Raw genomic sequence first — 14,444 nt, forward strand, 5'->3', positions numbered from 1 at the left:
GGCACGATTTCGCCGGTGAACAGCAGACCCGCCGCGAGCCAGCGGCTGAGCGATCTGGCGCGGCTGCGTCGCGTCCGGGACCGGATCGACCGGGAGTACGCGCAGCCGCTGGACGTCGAGGCGCTCGCACGTGGCGTGAACATGTCGGCGGGGCACCTCAGTCGCCAGTTCCGCCTGGCCTACGGCGAATCGCCGTACTCCTACCTGATGACCCGGCGCATCGAGCGCGCGATGGCGCTGCTGCGCCGCGGCGACCTCAGCGTCACTGAGGTCTGCTTCACGGTCGGCTGCGCATCCCTGGGCACCTTCAGCACGCGCTTCACCGAGCTGGTCGGCATGCCGCCCAGCACCTACCGGCGCGAGGCGGCGCGCGCGACGGCGGGGATGCCGGCGTGCGTGGCGAAACAGGTGACCAGACCGGTCAGGAATCGAGAAGCGCCGCCGACCGGCCAGACCTAGCCTGGCGGGCATGGACATCACCATTCACGCCAGTTTCCTCCCGCACGACGACCCGGAAGCCTCCCTGGCCTTCTACCGCGACACCCTCGGCTTCGAGGTCCGCAACGACGTCGGCAGCGGCACGATGCGCTGGATCACGGTCGGCCCCGCCGGTCAGCCCGACACCTCGATCGTGCTGCACCCGCCGGCCGCCGACCCCGGCGTCACCGACGAAGAGCGCCGCACCATCACCGAGATGATGGCCAAGGGCACCTACGGCATCATCGTCCTGGCCACCAAGGACCTCGACGCCACTTTCGAGCGGCTGCAGTCCGGCGACGCCGAGGTCGTCCAGGAGCCGACCGAGCAGCCCTACGGGGTGCGCGACTGCGCCTTCCGCGATCCCGCGGGCAACCTGATCCGGGTCAACGAGCTGCGCTGAGCCGCCGGGCGGCCGCCGCCGCGACCCGCCGGTGCGGGCCTGGTCGCGGCGGTCCTCCCGGGCCCCGGTGACGCCTTCCCGCCTTCCCGCTTTCCCACTTTCCCGCGCAACACCTACCGAGCGATACCGCGAAGGCGGCTGCGCCTCGCAGATGGAGACACGATGAGCAAGGTCACGAGGAAGGCCGCGCAGCCGCCCGTGCTGCACGATGCCGACAGCCACGACCTGATCCGCGTGCACGGCGCGCGCGAGAACAACCTCAAGGACGTCAGCATCGAGCTGCCCAAGCGTCGGCTGACGGTGTTCACCGGTGTCTCGGGCTCGGGCAAGAGCTCGCTGGTCTTCGACACGATCGCCGCGGAGTCGCAGCGGCTGATCAACGAGACCTACAGCGCGTTCGTGCAGGGCTTCATGCCGACGCTGGCCCGGCCGGAGGTGGACGTCCTCGACGGGCTGACCACCGCGATCAGCGTCGACCAGCAGCGGATGGGCGCCGACCCGCGCTCCACGGTCGGCACCGCCACCGACGCCAACGCGATGCTGCGGATCCTGTTCAGCCGGCTCGGCAAGCCCTATGTCGGCCCGCCCGGGGCGTTCGCCTTCAACGTGCCCTCGGTCTCCGCGGCCGGCGCGATCAAGGTGGGGAGCGCGAAGAAGGCGGAGAAGGTCACCTTCAACAGGGTCGGCGGCATGTGCCCGCGCTGCGAGGGCCGCGGTGCCGTCTCCGACCTCGACCTGACCCAGCTCTACGACGCCACCAAGTCGATCAACGAGGGCGCCTTCACCATCCCCGGCTACACCGGCGGCGGCTGGAACTCCCGGCTGTACGCGGAGTCGGGCTTCTTCGACCCGGACAAGCCGATCCGCAAGTTCACCAAGAAGGAACTGCACGATCTGCTGCACCGCGAGCCGACCCGGATGAAGATCGCGGGCATCAACATGACCTACGAGGGGCTGATCCCACGCGTCCAGAAGTCGATGCTGTCCAAGGACAAGGAGGCGATGCAGCCGCACATCCGGGCGTTCGTGGACCGTGCGGTCACCTTCACCACCTGCCCGGACTGCGACGGCACCCGGCTCGCCGAGCACGCCCGCGCCTCGAAGATCAAGAAGATCTCGCTCGCGGACGCCTGCCGGATGGAGATCCGGGACCTGGCCGACTGGGTGCGCGGCCTCAAGGAGCCGTCCGTCGCCCCGCTGCTCACCGCGCTCCAGCACACCCTCGACTCGTTCGTGGAGATCGGCCTCGGCTATCTCGCGCTGGACCGGCCCGCGGGCACGCTCTCCGGCGGTGAGGCGCAGCGCGTCAAGATGATCCGCCACCTCGGCTCCTCGCTCACCGACGTCACCTACGTCTTCGACGAGCCGACCGCGGGCCTGCACCCGCACGACATCCAGCGGATGAACGGCCTGCTGCTGCGGCTGCGGGACAAGGGCAACACGGTGCTCGTCGTGGAGCACAAGCCGGAGGTCATCGAGATCGCCGACCACGTCGTCGACCTCGGCCCCGGCGCCGGGACGGCGGGCGGCACCGTCTGCTTCGAGGGCACCGTCGACGGGCTGCGCGACAGCGACACCGTCACCGGGCGCCACCTCGGCGACCGCGCCGCGCTCAAGGACGCGGTGCGTGAGCCGGCCGGCACCCTGCAGATCCGCGGCGCGCGCGCCAACAACCTCCAGGACGTCGACGTGGACATCCCGCTCGGCGTGCTCGCCGTGATCACCGGCGTCGCGGGGTCCGGCAAGAGCTCGCTGGTCCACGGGTCGATCCCCGCGGACCTCGGCGTCGTCTCGGTCGACCAGAGCCCGATCCGCGGTTCGCGGCGCAGCAACCCGGCGACGTACACGGGGCTGCTCGACCCGATCCGCAAGGCGTTCGCCAAGGCCAACGGCGTCAAGCCCGCGCTGTTCAGCGCCAACTCCGAGGGCGCCTGCCCCACCTGCAACGGCGCGGGCGTCATCTACACCGACCTGGCGATGATGCCCGGGGTCTCCAGCACCTGCGAGGACTGCGAGGGCAAGCGGTTCGACGCCTCGGTCCTGGAGTACCGGCTCGGCGGCCGGGACATCTCCGAGGTGCTCGCGATGCCGGTGGCCGAGGCCCTGGAGTTCTTCGCCGGGGGCGAGGAGCGCACCCCGGCCGCGCACAAGATCCTCGAACGGCTCGCGGACGTCGGGCTCGGCTACCTCACCCTGGGGCAGCCGCTCACCACGCTGTCCGGCGGCGAGCGGCAGCGGCTGAAGCTGGCCACGCACATGGCCGACAAGGGCGGTGTCTACGTCCTCGACGAGCCGACCGCCGGTCTGCACCTCGCCGACGTCGAGCAGCTGCTCGGCCTGCTCGACCGGCTGGTGGACTCCGGCAAGTCGGTCATCGTCGTCGAGCACCACCAGGCCGTCATGGCGCACGCCGACTGGATCGTCGACCTCGGCCCGGGCGCGGGACACGACGGCGGGCGCATCGTCTTCGAGGGCACCCCCGCCGACCTCGTCGCCACCCGGTCCACCACCACCGGCGAGCACCTCGCCGAGTACGTCGGCGCCTGACCGAGACGACGGCACGGACCCGACCCGGGCCGCGACCGGATCCCCACCCGGGGGCCGGCCGCGGCTTCGTGCGCCGGAACAACCGGAACAACCGGAACAACCGGAACAACCGGAACAACAGGTGGGACGCGGCGGACCCGGCCATGCCCCGTCGGGCCGGGCCTAGGCATCGCCCCGTGACCGGCGTCGCGGCATCCGCAGGGTGAGCAACTTGGCGCGCGGGGCGAGGCGTCGGGCCATCGCGAACACCGAATCCGTACGCGACCGGTCGGCGTCCAGGACGGTGAAGAGGTTGACGCCGAGGTAGAAGGTGATCGCCGCGTTGGCCAGGTCGCGGGGCGGGGTGAGGCGGGCCAGTGGGGTGCCGCCGATGACGCGGTCGAGGGTCGCCTCGATGAACGCCAGCCACGGCTCGGCGCGCTCCGACAGCGGTTCGCGCAGCTCGGGCTTGGCCACCGCGGCGGCCACCAGCTCGGAGAAGAGCGTGATGTGGCCGCCGTCGAGGTCGTCCCGGTAGACGCGGGTGGCGGCGTCGGCCAGTTCCTCCAGGGTGCGCACGTCGGCGACCGTGGCGCGGTGCAGGGCCATCCGCTCGGCGGAGGAACGGTCGAGCGCCGCGAGCAGCAGCGGATCGACGCCTCCGAAGTGGTAGAAGACGAGCGCCGAGTTGACGCCGGCCTCCTTGGCGATGGTCCGGGCGCTGGTGCCCGCGTAGCCCTGGCTCTTCAGGACGGCGGTGGCCGCCTCGATCAACCGGTCCTTGGTCTCCCCGGCGCCGCCGGCTCCCTTGGCGCCCTTCCCCCGCTTCGCGCCCCCGGCGCCCGTCGTTCCCGCGGGGCCCTCGCCGCCGTTGCTGTCCGCCGTCATCGACCGTCCTCTCACTGAAGTCTTCATCATAGGGTTTAATCGAGTGGTTAAATCAGTTGATGAACGAAAGGCGGGATGGGGACGATGGACGGGACACCGAAGCGCGCGCCCATGACGCGGGCCCGACGACAACTGGTCGGGGTGCTGGTGGTGCTGTTCGCGGCGATGCTGCTCTACAAGGTGCTGCACGCCGGGAACTTGGAGCAGACCGCGCTCTTCTACGTGGGCCTGCCCGCGTTCATCGCCCTCGCGGTGGCCGTCGGCGCCCGGCCCAAGAGCGTCACCGGCACCGCCCTCGCCGCGGTGACCGTCGGCCTGGCGCTCGCCGGCCCGCTGCTGGACGAGGGCATCATTTGCCTGGTCATGGCGGCGCCGCTGTTCTACCTGCTGGCCGTGATCATCGCCGCGCCCGTGGACCTTGCCCGGCGCAGGGCGCGCAAGGGCCAGGGCGGGCGCACGCACGCCTTCGCGACCGTGCCGCTCATCGCGCTCCTGGCACTGGAGGGCACCGGCGCCTACGAACTCCCCCGGGACGGGACCGCCACCGTCACCCGCACCGTCGCGACGAGCCCCGCGCAGTTCGAGCGGACCCTCGCCGCGCCGCCCCGTTTCGCGGCGCCCGAGCCGGTGTTCCTGCAGATCCCCTTCCCCCGGCCGCAGCACTCCGAAGGCGCGGGCCTGGGAGTCGGCGCCCACCGGGAGGTCGCCTTCAACCCGCACCGGTCCCTTGGCATCGGGTCGCACCCCACACCGCGCTCCATGCGCCTGGTCGTCGCCGCGCACACCCCGGGCCACGTCCGCTTCGTCGTCACGCACGACACCACGCTCGCCCGCTGGCTCGACCTGCGTTCGGCCGAGGTGACCTGGCGGCCGTCCGCCGCCGGCCGCACCGAGGTCACCTGGACCCTGCACTACCGCCGCACCTTCGACCCCGGTTGGTACTTCGGCCCGATCCAGCAGTACGGGATGGAGCAGGCGGCGGCCTACCTCTCCGACACCTTCTCCCACACCACCGCGCCGGCCGGTACGAGCGCGCGATGACCGCCCTCCCCGGCGCCGATCCGGCGCTCATCCGCGCCGCCTGCCTGTTCGGCCCGCTCCTCGCCACCGGTGCCGCCCTGCTCCGGCGGCCACCGGACCGGCGGACGATCGCCGCCGCGATCCTGGCGACCGCCTGGACCGCGGTCTGGCTCCCCGCGGTCAACCTCCTCGCCGTCGATCGCGCCTGGTGGACCTTCCACGTCGACGGCGGCTCGGTCGCCGGGCTCCCGCTCGACCTCCTCCTCGGCTGGGCGCTGCTGTGGGGCACGCTCCCCGTCGTCGCCGGCGCGGACCGGATCGGGCTGCCGCTGCTCGCCGCGGGGCTGGCCTGGTTCGACCTGGCGGCGATGCCGCTCGCCGCCCCCGTCGTGCGGCTCGGCCCGCACTGGCTCGCCGGCGAGGCGCTCGCCGTGGCGCTGGTGCTCGTCCCCGGGCTGCTGCTCGCCCGCTGGACGGTGCGCGACCGACGCCTGGCCCTGCGCGCGGGCGCCCAGATGCTGCTCAGCGGTGCGCTGATGTTCGCCGTGCCGCTCGGGCTCGTCCGGCCCGTGCTGCCCGGCGGCCGGGTGGGCTGGGCGATCGCCGGGCAGCTGCTCGCCGTGCCGCTGCTGCTCGGGGTGGTCGCGGTGCGCGAGTTCGTCCAGCGCGGCGGCGGCACCCCGCTGCCCTACGACCCGCCGCGCCGGCTGGTCACCAGCGGCCCGTACGCCTACGTCCGCAACCCGATGCAGCTGTCGGTCGTGCTGTTCTACGCCCTGCTCGGGCTGCTGACGCGCGACGCACGGGTGCTCGCCGGGGCCGCCGCGGCCTTCGCCTACGGCGCCGGGCTCGCCGCCTGGCACGAGGGCGGCCGGATGCGGGAGAGCTACGGCGCGCCCTGGGTCGCCTACCGGGCCGGGGTGCCCGCCTGGCGGCCCAGGCTCCGGCCCTGGCCCGGCAGCGCCCCCGCCCGGCTGTACGTCTCGGAAAGCTGCGGCCCGTGCAGCCAGTTCGGGCGCTGGATCGCCCGCCGGCGGCCGGTGGCGCTGGTCCTCGTACCGGCCGAGCGGCACCCGCGGCGCCTGCGTCGGATGACCTACGAGACGGACGACGGCGCCGTCCGGGCCGAGGGCATCGCCGCGCTCGGCCGGATGCTCAACCATCTGCACCTGGGCTGGGCGGTGCTGGGCTGGCTGCTGGTGGTCCCGGGGCTGCGGTGGTTCGTCCAGCTGTGCGCCGACGCGTTCGGGGCGGGCCCGCGCGACATCCCGCAACTGCCCCGCACCGCCACCCGGTAGCGCGCGGCGGGCCGCCGCCACGGCGGACGCCCCACCGGGGCGGACCCCTACCGGAGGCGCGTGCGCACCTTCTTGACGGCGAGGTGGGCCAGGTAGCCGAAGAGGCCCAGGAAGACGACGAGGACGAGCACCACCTCCCACGGCTTCATCCTGTGAGAGGAGCGGGAGTGCGACCCGTAGGTGTGGCTGTGCCGGATGCGGCCCGTGACGGCCCGGGCGACCTCCACCCGGTCGGCGCCGACACCGTGGGCACCGCGGTGATCGCCCCCGTCCCCGCTCCGCGCGAGCGCGGCGGGCGACACGGACGCGGCGGAGACAGCGGAAACGGACCGGGCCGAGCCGGGCGACGGCACCGACGGGGCGCACGGCGGCGGCGCGATCGGCGCCAACTCCCCCATCGCACAGCCCACTTGAGCGGACCGCCGGGTGCGCACCGACGCGACCGGCGGAGATCGGGGAGGGGCGACGGGGGCGCTCCCGGCCGGAGGGATCCCCTCGGCGGCGCCGGGCGCGGCGGCCGGCCGCCCCCGCGAACAGCCCGAGCCTGCGGCCGGGCCAGGCGTTACGCTCGTTTTGTCCGTAGACGTTCCGATCGTGCGGAGGCGGCCATGAGCCAGTACTACAACGAGTACACGACTCCGTCGCAGGCCGAGGGCGAGCGGCTGGAGGAGGACAAGGATCCGGCCGAGCCGCGGCACCCCGAGACGATGCGCACCCAGCCGTCCCAGGCGGAGGGCGAGCGCCGGGCGGAGGACGACGAGGACTGAGCGGGCACCGGACGACGAGGACCGGGCGGGGACTGTAGGAAAGCACAGCCGGGACCAGCGCGCTGGCCTGCGCAAATCACCAGTAGACTCTGGCCACGTGACTGCTGTGTCTGCGAAGCCTCGCATCCCCAATGTTCTGGCCGGCCGCTACGCCTCTGCGGAGCTGGCCGTGCTGTGGTCCCCCGAGTACAAGGTCAAGCTGGAGCGGAAGCTGTGGCTGGCGGTGCTGCGCGCCCAGAAGGACCTGGGGGTGGCCGTCCCCGAGCAGGCACTGACCGACTACGAGCGGGTACTGGAGACCGTCGACCTGGCCTCGATCGCCGAGCGCGAGAAGGTCACCCGGCACGACGTCAAGGCCCGGATCGAGGAGTTCAACGCCCTGGCCGGGCACGAGCAGATCCACAAGGGCATGACCTCCCGGGATCTGACCGAGAACGTCGAGCAGCTCCAGGTGCGGCTGTCGCTGGAACTGGTGCGGGACCGCGCCGTCGCGGTGCTGACCCGCCTGGGGTCGCTGGCCGGCCAGCACTCCGAGCTGGTCATGGCCGGTCGCTCGCACAACGTCGCCGCGCAGGCCACCACCCTCGGCAAGCGCTTCGCGACCGCCGCCGACGAACTGCTGGTCGCCTTCGCACGGGTGGAGGAGCTGCTCTCCCGCTACCCGCTGCGCGGCATCAAGGGCCCGGTCGGCACCGCCCAGGACATGCTCGACCTGCTCGGCGGGGACGCCGCCAAGCTCGCCGAGCTGGAGCAGCGGATCGCCGGCCACCTCGGCTTCGGCCAGGCGTTCACCTCCGTCGGACAGGTCTACCCGCGGTCGCTCGACTACGAGGTGGTCACCTCGCTGGTGCAGCTGGCCGCCGCGCCGTCGTCGCTGGCCAAGACGATCCGGCTGATGGCCGGGCACGAACTGGTCACCGAGGGCTTCAAGCCCGGCCAGGTCGGCTCCTCGGCGATGCCGCACAAGATGAACACCCGCTCCTGCGAGCGCGTCAACGGCCTGATGGTGATCCTGCGCGGCTACGCCTCCATGGCCGGCGAGCTGGCCGGCGACCAGTGGAACGAGGGCGACGTCTCCTGCTCGGTGGTCCGGCGGGTCGCGCTGCCGGACGCCTTCTTCGCGCTGGACGGCCTGCTGGAGACCTTCCTGACCGTGCTCGACGAGTTCGGCGCCTTCCCCGCCGTGGTCGCCCGCGAGCTGGACCGCTATCTCCCCTTCCTCGCCACGACCAAGGTCCTGATGGGCGCGGTGCGGGCCGGCGTGGGCCGCGAGGAGGCGCACGAGGCGATCAAGGAGAACGCGGTCGCCTCGGCGCTGGCGATGCGCGAGCAGGGCGCGGAGCGCAACGAGCTGCTGGACAAGCTGGCCGCCGACAGCCGGATCCCGCTGGACAAGGCCCAGCTGGCGGAGCTGATGGCCGACAAGCTGTCCTTCACCGGTGCGGCCGGCGACCAGGTGGCCGCCGTCGTCGCCCGGATCGAGGAGATCGCCAAGCAGCACCCCGAGGCCGCCGCCTACGCCCCCGGCGCGATCCTCTGACCCGGGGCTGACGTGCGCTTCACCCCTGAGGAACTGGAGGCCGCTCGCGACCGCGTCGTCCCGGACGTGGTCGCGAGCGACCTGCGGGTGCTGTTCTGCGGGATCAACCCCGGGCTGATGACGGCCGTCACCGGGCACCACTTCGCCCGCCCCGGCAACCGCTTCTGGCCCGTCCTGCACGCCGCCGGCTTCACCCCCCGGCAGCTCCGCCCCGCCGAACAGGGCGAACTGCTCGACCACGGGCTGGGCATCACCAACGTCGCGGCCCGGCCGACTGCGCGCGCCGACGAGCTGACCGCGCAGGAGTACCGCGAGGGCGGGCGGCTGCTGGCCGAGAAGGTGGCCCGGCTCCGACCGCGCTGGCTGGCGGTCGCCGGCGTCACCGCCTACCGCGTCGCCTTCGACGACAAGCGCGCCGCGATCGGCCCCCAGGAGCGCACCCTGGGCGCCACCCGCATCTGGGCACTGCCCAACCCCAGTGGCCTGAACGCCCATTGGACACTGGCGACCATGGCGGAGGAGTACGGGCGGCTGCGCGCGGCGGCGTTCGCCGAGTCCTGACCGGCGGCGGACGGCGCACCACGGCGAGCCGACGGACGGACCGGCCGACGGGCCGACGGGCCGACGGGCATCCGAGCGCACCGGCGGACGTTCCCCGACCGCATGGCTATCCGCCTCCCGGCAGCGGCCCCTCCGCTATGACGCCCACCACCTGGCACGGCTGCCCGAACTCCGGTCGCCCGGCACCGACCGCGATCCAACGGCCGTCGTCCGGCCAGGCGTACACCCGCGGCACCAGCGCGCTCAGCAACTCCAGCGGTGGCGGGACGGGCAGCCCCATGGCGCTCCGCTCCAGCGCCTCCGCCAGGTCGTGCACGACGGGCTCGCCGCGCCGCGCGGAGACCAGCGCGACGAGCGCCGCGAGTTCCTCGACGCACTGGTCGCGGGCCGCCGCGGCATCCGCCGGATCCACGTCCCACAGCGGGCCGCTCGCCCAGAGTCGCGCCACATGGAAGCCCGGTCCGCTGGTGCCCGACGCGGGGTGCTCCCTCCGCTCCGGGAAGGGAAGGGCACATAAGGCATCGAGCCGGGCGAGCGCGGCGGGCCGCCCGCCGGGCGGCTCGGGCCCGGGCGGCCCAGCCGGCACCGGGGGCGCGGGGCCCCGCGACGGCATCGCTGCCGCCGAAGCGGTCGGGAGGGTCGGGACGGTCGGAAGCTGCGGGGGCGTCGGCTTCGGCCGCGGGCCGCGGTTCGATTCGGGCGTCATACCGTCAGTAAACCTCCAGGGTCTGACAATTGGCCGTGCGCGCGCTCCGCGGAGCCGCCGCCGGGCCGCCCCCGTTCAGCGTCCACCGGCCCCTCGGGGCTCGCCGCACACCCGCTGACCGGCTACGATCCGCCAGACAGGCGAGGCGAGGAGACGGACGTTGGGTCGGCTCACCGGCGGGGACCCTTCTCTGCTGCGACGGATCAACTCCGCGGTGGTGCTGCATGCACTGCGCGCCGCGGACTCCCCCACGCTCACCGATCTCGTCCAGGTGACCGGCCTGTCCCGGCCGACCGTCGAGGGCGTGATCGAGGGGCTGATCGAGACCGGGCTGGTGGCCGAGGCACCCGCCGAGGAGGGCGAGACCCGACGCCAGGGGCGCCCCGCCCGCCGATTCCGCTTCCTTACCGAGGCCGGCCATCTGCTGGGCATCGAGATCGGACCGCACCGGGTCGCGGCGCTGCTGTCCGACCTCGGCGGGCAGGTGCGGGGCTCGGCGCAGCGCGAGGTGACGGAGCACGCACCGGCCGACGAGCGACTGGAGCGGGTGCGGGCCATGGTGGCCGACCTGCTGCGCCGCGCGGGCGTGGCGCGCAGTTCGCTGCGGGCGGTCGGGGTGGCCGGTCCAGGCATCGTGGAGGCGGACGGCACCGTACGACTCGGCACCGCACTGCCCGGCTGGACCGGACTGCCGCTCGGCGAGCGGCTGCGGCGGTCGTTCCGCTGCCCGGTGCTGGTGGAGAACGACGCCAACGCGGCGGCGGTGGCCGAGCACTGGCAGGGCGCGGCGACCGGCTCCGGCGATGTGGTGTTCGTCCTGGCCGGGCTGAGCCCCGGTGCCGGGTCGCTGATCGGCGGGCGGCTGCACCGGGGGTTCGGCGGCGCGGCCGGGGAGATCGGCGCGCTGCATCTGTTGGGCCGGGAGGCCACGCCGGAGACGCTGCTGTCCACGACCGGTGAGCCGCTGCATCCGCTGGACGAGGCGCAGGTCGCGGCGGTGTTCGCGGCGGCCCGGGACGGGGACGGACAGGCGCGGGAGGCGGTGGACCGCTTCATCCGGCGGCTGGTGCACGACGTCGCCGCGCTGGTGCTGGCCCTCGACCCGGAGTTGGTGGTGATCGGCGGCTGGGCATCCGGGCTGGCGGGGGTGTTGGAGCCGCTGCGCCGGGAGTTGGCGCGCTACTGCCTGCGGCCGCCGGAGGTCGTGCTGTCGCAGCTGGGCCCGGCCGCGATCACCACCGGCGCGCTGCGGCTGGCCCTGGACCACGTGGAGGGCGAACTCTTCGCGGTGGAGGGGACTATGACGGGGCGGCGGTGAACGACGCGCCCCGGACCGGACGGCACGACGGCGGGGCCCGCACCGGAATCGCCCCGGTGCGGGCCCCGCGCGGTGGTGTCGCCGCTCAGCCGGCGAGCAGCGGCTCCGCCTCGCGCTCGCCGAAGGTGAGCCGGCAGGTGTCGGCGCGGTAGGTGGAGACCGCGACGGCGGTGGCCCGGCCCTGGGAGACGTAGCGGGTGGTGACGACGAGGACCGGGGATCCGGGCAGCCGGTCCAGCTGCTTGGCGTCCTCGGCGCGGGCCGAGCCCAGTTCGACGGTGCGGTCCTGGCCGTCCAGGTCGAGCGCCTGGAGGGCCCGGAGCACGGCGCGGGCGCCGGCGGCGGGGTCGGAGGCGACCACGTCGACGCAGTCGGAGACCGCGTCGGACCGTACGTAGAGAAGTTCGGTGGCGACCGGCTGGCCGGCCGAGACCCGGCTGCGGCGCACGACGTGGACCGCCTCGCCGGGGGCGGTCTCCAGCAGTCGGGCAACCGCGGCCGGCACCGTGTCGGTCTCGCTGGCGGCGACGGCCTGCCAGTCGTCGCCGGCGGCGCCGGGCCAGGTGTGCCGGGTGGGATCGACGGCGACGCCGACCCGGGGCGGGGCGACGGTCGTGCCGACACCACGGCGGCGCTGGAGCCTGCCCTCCAGCTCCAGCTGTTCGAGCGCCTGCCGCAACGTGGCCCGGGCGACGCCGAACCGCGCCGCCAGGTCCCGCTCGTTGGGCAGGATCTCACCGACCGTGAACTCGGTGTCCAGCGCGTCGCTGAGCACGGTCTTGAGATGCCAGTACTTGGGCTCCGGAGCCGTTTCGAGCTTCATGGTCCCTACCCCCAGGCCGCGGGCCCGCATCCGGACCCGGTGATGTGCGGCCCGCGAGCGGGCCCCCGAAGTTCTGCGGCCCGCGCCCGGGCCGGTATCGCCTGACCCGCGGACGGACCAGGACTTCTCGACCCGCACCGGGCCGAATATTGAGCGCTTCTTTATTAAAGGTTGTTGCAGTATCCCGACGATATGACCGACCCCACCCTTGGTCAAGACCAATCAACCATCCGATTCCGCCCGCACACGGCGGCGCCCCCGGCCACTGCCCGGCCACCGTCCTGCCGCCGTGCGCCCCGCCCGTCCACGTCCCGGCGCCGGACGCGTCGAGCGACACGCGTTCCCGGGGTTGCCGGCACGGCATCCGGTACGGCATCGGGCACGGCATCCGGCATGGAGGGAACTCGTCGCCGCGGGGCGGGAGTTGGAGGGGCGGTCGGATGACCTAGTGGGCCAGTGACGCCAGCTTGTCCGGGTTGCGCACGACGTAGAGCGTCTGGATCCGGCCGTCCCGGATGTCGAGCTGGAAGACCGAGTCCGGGGTTCCGTCGAAGTGCGTCAGCAGCGCGATGCCGCCGTTGAGTTCGAGGAAGCGGAGCTCCAGGCCCGCCGGCGAGGTCCGAACAATGCCGATGAAGAACCGGGCGATCTTGTCGGGGGCCTCGATGATCCGCAGCGGGGCCTTGGCCTTGCCGCCGCTGTCCCCGACCAGCCTGGCGTCCGCCGCGAGGAGGCTCAGCAGCCCGTCGAGGTCGCCCCCGGCCGCGGCGGACAGGAACCGCTCGGTCAACTCGCGCTGCCGGTCCGGGTCGACGTCGAAGCGCGGTCGGCGCTCCTCCACGTGGCGCCGGGCCCGGCCGGCCAGTTGACGCACCGCCGCCTCGCTGCGCTCCAGGGCGGCGGCGATCTCCGCGTACGGATAGCCGAACGCCTCGCGCAGGACGAACACCGCGCGCTCCAACGGGGAGAGCGCCTCCATGACGACGAGGACGGCGAGGGTGACGGTCTCGGCGAACACCGCCCGCTCCGCGGTGTCCGGGGCGGGCCGGCCGGGTGCCAGGAAGTCGGTGGGGAGCGGCTCGGGCAGCCAGGGCCCCACGTAGGACTCGCGGCGCGACTGGACCTGACGGAGCCGGTCGATGGCCAGCCGGGTGGTGATCCGGACGAGGTAGGCGCGCGGTTCGCGCACCTCGGTCCGGTCGGCGTCCGCCCAGCGCAGCCAGGCGTCCTGAACGACGTCCTCGGCGTCGGCCACCCTTCCGAGCATGCGGTAGGCCACGCCCTGGAGGAGCGGGCGATGGGCTTCGAAGACCGCGGTGGCGTCGGTGGCGGGATCGGTCGGCACCGTTCCATCCCAGCGGGCGGGCGGTGGGTTGTCCAGCGCGAACGCCATCCGACGGGCGCTTTGCGGGTGTTGGCTTCGTCTCACCCGGCGCCGGGCGTGGCGCGGGAGAGGCCGGTGGGGTCGCCCTCGGGGCGGTGCTGCGGGGCCGGTGCCGTTGCGGCGGCGCGTCTGGGGCGGTCCTGCTGTCCGTCAACACACCGCCCGAGGGGGGCTTTCAGGACGCGGAGCGGGCTGGCGCGTTGCTCCAGTCGCGGGTGGACAGGACCAACCGGTAGCCGTCGGGGTCCTCGATGGTGACACCCCACTCGTCCCAGTAGGGGTTGTGGGCGGGGACGCGGGTGCCGCCGCAGCGCTCCAGGCGGGTGACCAGGTCGTCGGGGACCGGCCCGCCCAGATAGAGGACGAGGAGGTCGTCCGGTGTGGGTGCCGGGCGCAGCGCTCCCGTGGGGTCCAGGGTCAGTTCCAGGTGCCAGGTGGCGTCCGGCCACCCCAGCATCAACAGGGAGTGCTCGCCCTCCTGAGAGGTGTGGCGGTAGAGCTCGTGCAGGCCCAGCCCGTCGCGCCAGAAGTGGCCGGCGGCGGCCAGGTCGTGGGACGGGCGGGCGAGACGGAGGGGTGCGGAGCCGAGGGCCGGCATGGGTGTCGCCTTCCATGGGGCCGCCGTGCGGCGGCGTGTCATCGGACCGTAGGGGTCCGGGCCGGTTCCTGGCGATCGGTCATGGGTCCTGCGACGCTGGTCCCGGTCCGCGGCCCTGAGGGCGGGTGTTCACCG

At 73.6% G+C, this 14,444-nt stretch carries 14 protein-coding genes; 9 read left to right on the plus strand and 5 right to left on the minus strand.

Translation table 11 applies throughout. The annotated features are described in order from the left end of the window. The first annotated feature begins 15 nt into the window (after nucleotides 1-15). From JNO44_RS37450 to JNO44_RS37460, 3 genes are all read left to right on the plus strand, one after another. Nucleotides 16-459, plus strand: coding sequence for a helix-turn-helix transcriptional regulator (locus tag JNO44_RS37450; RefSeq protein ID WP_205368463.1), 444 nt, complete (start codon nucleotides 16-18; stop codon nucleotides 457-459). Nucleotides 460-469: 10 nt separating this feature from the next. Then, nucleotides 470-880, plus strand: a complete 411-nt coding sequence (locus JNO44_RS37455; protein ID WP_039630081.1) for a VOC family protein — start codon at nucleotides 470-472, stop codon at nucleotides 878-880. Between the two features lie 162 nt (nucleotides 881-1,042). Next, on the plus strand, nucleotides 1,043-3,427 hold the full coding sequence (locus JNO44_RS37460; RefSeq protein ID WP_205368464.1) for an ATP-binding cassette domain-containing protein: 2,385 nt from the start codon (nucleotides 1,043-1,045) through the stop codon (nucleotides 3,425-3,427). A gap of 162 nt (nucleotides 3,428-3,589) precedes the next feature. Here the strand turns inward: JNO44_RS37460 and JNO44_RS37465 are convergent, their stop codons facing one another. After that, entirely contained in the window at nucleotides 3,590-4,294 is a 705-nt protein-coding gene (locus JNO44_RS37465; RefSeq protein WP_205368465.1) for a TetR/AcrR family transcriptional regulator, read from the minus strand. 84 nt (nucleotides 4,295-4,378) lie between these two features. Between JNO44_RS37465 and JNO44_RS37470 the strand changes: the two genes are divergently transcribed. From JNO44_RS37470 to mug, 5 genes are all read left to right on the plus strand, one after another. Further along, on the plus strand, nucleotides 4,379-5,335 hold the full coding sequence (locus tag JNO44_RS37470; RefSeq protein ID WP_205368466.1) for a hypothetical protein: 957 nt from the start codon (nucleotides 4,379-4,381) through the stop codon (nucleotides 5,333-5,335). After that, a complete protein-coding gene (locus JNO44_RS37475) occupies nucleotides 5,332-6,612 on the plus strand; it encodes a methyltransferase family protein (RefSeq protein ID WP_205368467.1) in 1,281 nt (426 codons plus the stop codon). Before JNO44_RS37470 ends, JNO44_RS37475 begins: the two co-directional genes overlap by 4 nt. A 608-nt stretch (nucleotides 6,613-7,220) precedes the next feature. Beyond that, nucleotides 7,221-7,379, plus strand: coding sequence for a hypothetical protein (locus tag JNO44_RS37480; protein WP_205368468.1), 159 nt, complete (start codon nucleotides 7,221-7,223; stop codon nucleotides 7,377-7,379). Nucleotides 7,380-7,485: 106 nt separating this feature from the next. Beyond that, nucleotides 7,486-8,919 carry an adenylosuccinate lyase gene (purB, locus tag JNO44_RS37485; RefSeq protein WP_039630089.1) on the plus strand — a complete coding sequence of 478 codons (1,434 nt, stop codon included), beginning with the start codon at nucleotides 7,486-7,488 and terminating at the stop codon, nucleotides 8,917-8,919. Nucleotides 8,920-8,931: 12 nt separating this feature from the next. Then, nucleotides 8,932-9,480 carry a G/U mismatch-specific DNA glycosylase gene (mug, locus tag JNO44_RS37490; RefSeq protein WP_205368469.1) on the plus strand — a complete coding sequence of 183 codons (549 nt, stop codon included), beginning with the start codon at nucleotides 8,932-8,934 and terminating at the stop codon, nucleotides 9,478-9,480. A gap of 106 nt (nucleotides 9,481-9,586) precedes the next feature. On the opposite strand, the gene JNO44_RS37495 is transcribed toward mug, so the two are convergent. Further along, on the minus strand, nucleotides 9,587-10,186 hold the full coding sequence (locus tag JNO44_RS37495; RefSeq protein WP_235095228.1) for a hypothetical protein: 600 nt from the start codon (nucleotides 10,184-10,186) through the stop codon (nucleotides 9,587-9,589). 160 nt (nucleotides 10,187-10,346) lie between these two features. On the opposite strand from JNO44_RS37495, the gene JNO44_RS37500 reads away from it, so the two are divergent. Further along, nucleotides 10,347-11,504 carry an ROK family transcriptional regulator gene (locus JNO44_RS37500; protein ID WP_205368470.1) on the plus strand — a complete coding sequence of 386 codons (1,158 nt, stop codon included), beginning with the start codon at nucleotides 10,347-10,349 and terminating at the stop codon, nucleotides 11,502-11,504. An 85-nt stretch (nucleotides 11,505-11,589) separates the two neighbouring features. Here JNO44_RS37500 and JNO44_RS37505 read toward each other — a convergent pair whose 3' ends face one another. The 3 genes from JNO44_RS37505 to JNO44_RS37515 all read right to left on the minus strand — a co-directional run bounded on the left by JNO44_RS37505 (nucleotide 11,590) and on the right by JNO44_RS37515 (nucleotide 14,309). Next, on the minus strand, nucleotides 11,590-12,327 hold the full coding sequence (locus JNO44_RS37505; protein WP_235095227.1) for a GntR family transcriptional regulator: 738 nt from the start codon (nucleotides 12,325-12,327) through the stop codon (nucleotides 11,590-11,592). A gap of 445 nt (nucleotides 12,328-12,772) precedes the next feature. After that, a complete protein-coding gene (locus JNO44_RS37510; RefSeq protein ID WP_235096194.1) occupies nucleotides 12,773-13,672 on the minus strand; it encodes an RNA polymerase sigma-70 factor in 900 nt (299 codons plus the stop codon). A gap of 214 nt (nucleotides 13,673-13,886) precedes the next feature. Beyond that, nucleotides 13,887-14,309, minus strand: coding sequence for a VOC family protein (locus JNO44_RS37515; protein ID WP_205368473.1), 423 nt, complete (start codon nucleotides 14,307-14,309; stop codon nucleotides 13,887-13,889). Nucleotides 14,310-14,444: the final 135 nt, after the last annotated feature.

Source organism: Streptomyces noursei (assembly GCF_016917755.1).
GTDB classification, from domain to species: Bacteria; Actinomycetota; Actinomycetes; order Streptomycetales; family Streptomycetaceae; genus Streptomyces; species Streptomyces yunnanensis.

What these genes read in the sequence shown, in the direction of transcription:
- JNO44_RS37470 (WP_205368466.1), top strand. Translation starts at nt 4,379, where the DNA reads ATGGACGGGACACCGAAGCGCGCGCCCATGACGCGGGCCCGACGACAA.
- JNO44_RS37475 (WP_205368467.1), top strand. Translation starts at nt 5,332, where the DNA reads ATGACCGCCCTCCCCGGCGCCGATCCGGCGCTCATCCGCGCCGCCTGC.
- JNO44_RS37495 (WP_235095228.1), bottom strand. Translation starts at nt 10,186, where the DNA reads ATGACGCCCGAATCGAACCGCGGCCCGCGGCCGAAGCCGACGCCCCCG.
- JNO44_RS37460 (WP_205368464.1), top strand. Translation starts at nt 1,043, where the DNA reads ATGAGCAAGGTCACGAGGAAGGCCGCGCAGCCGCCCGTGCTGCACGAT.
- JNO44_RS37455 (WP_039630081.1), top strand. Translation starts at nt 470, where the DNA reads ATGGACATCACCATTCACGCCAGTTTCCTCCCGCACGACGACCCGGAA.
- JNO44_RS37465 (WP_205368465.1), bottom strand. Translation starts at nt 4,294, where the DNA reads ATGACGGCGGACAGCAACGGCGGCGAGGGCCCCGCGGGAACGACGGGC.
- JNO44_RS37515 (WP_205368473.1), bottom strand. Translation starts at nt 14,309, where the DNA reads ATGCCGGCCCTCGGCTCCGCACCCCTCCGTCTCGCCCGCCCGTCCCAC.
- JNO44_RS37505 (WP_235095227.1), bottom strand. Translation starts at nt 12,327, where the DNA reads ATGAAGCTCGAAACGGCTCCGGAGCCCAAGTACTGGCATCTCAAGACC.
- JNO44_RS37480 (WP_205368468.1), top strand. Translation starts at nt 7,221, where the DNA reads ATGAGCCAGTACTACAACGAGTACACGACTCCGTCGCAGGCCGAGGGC.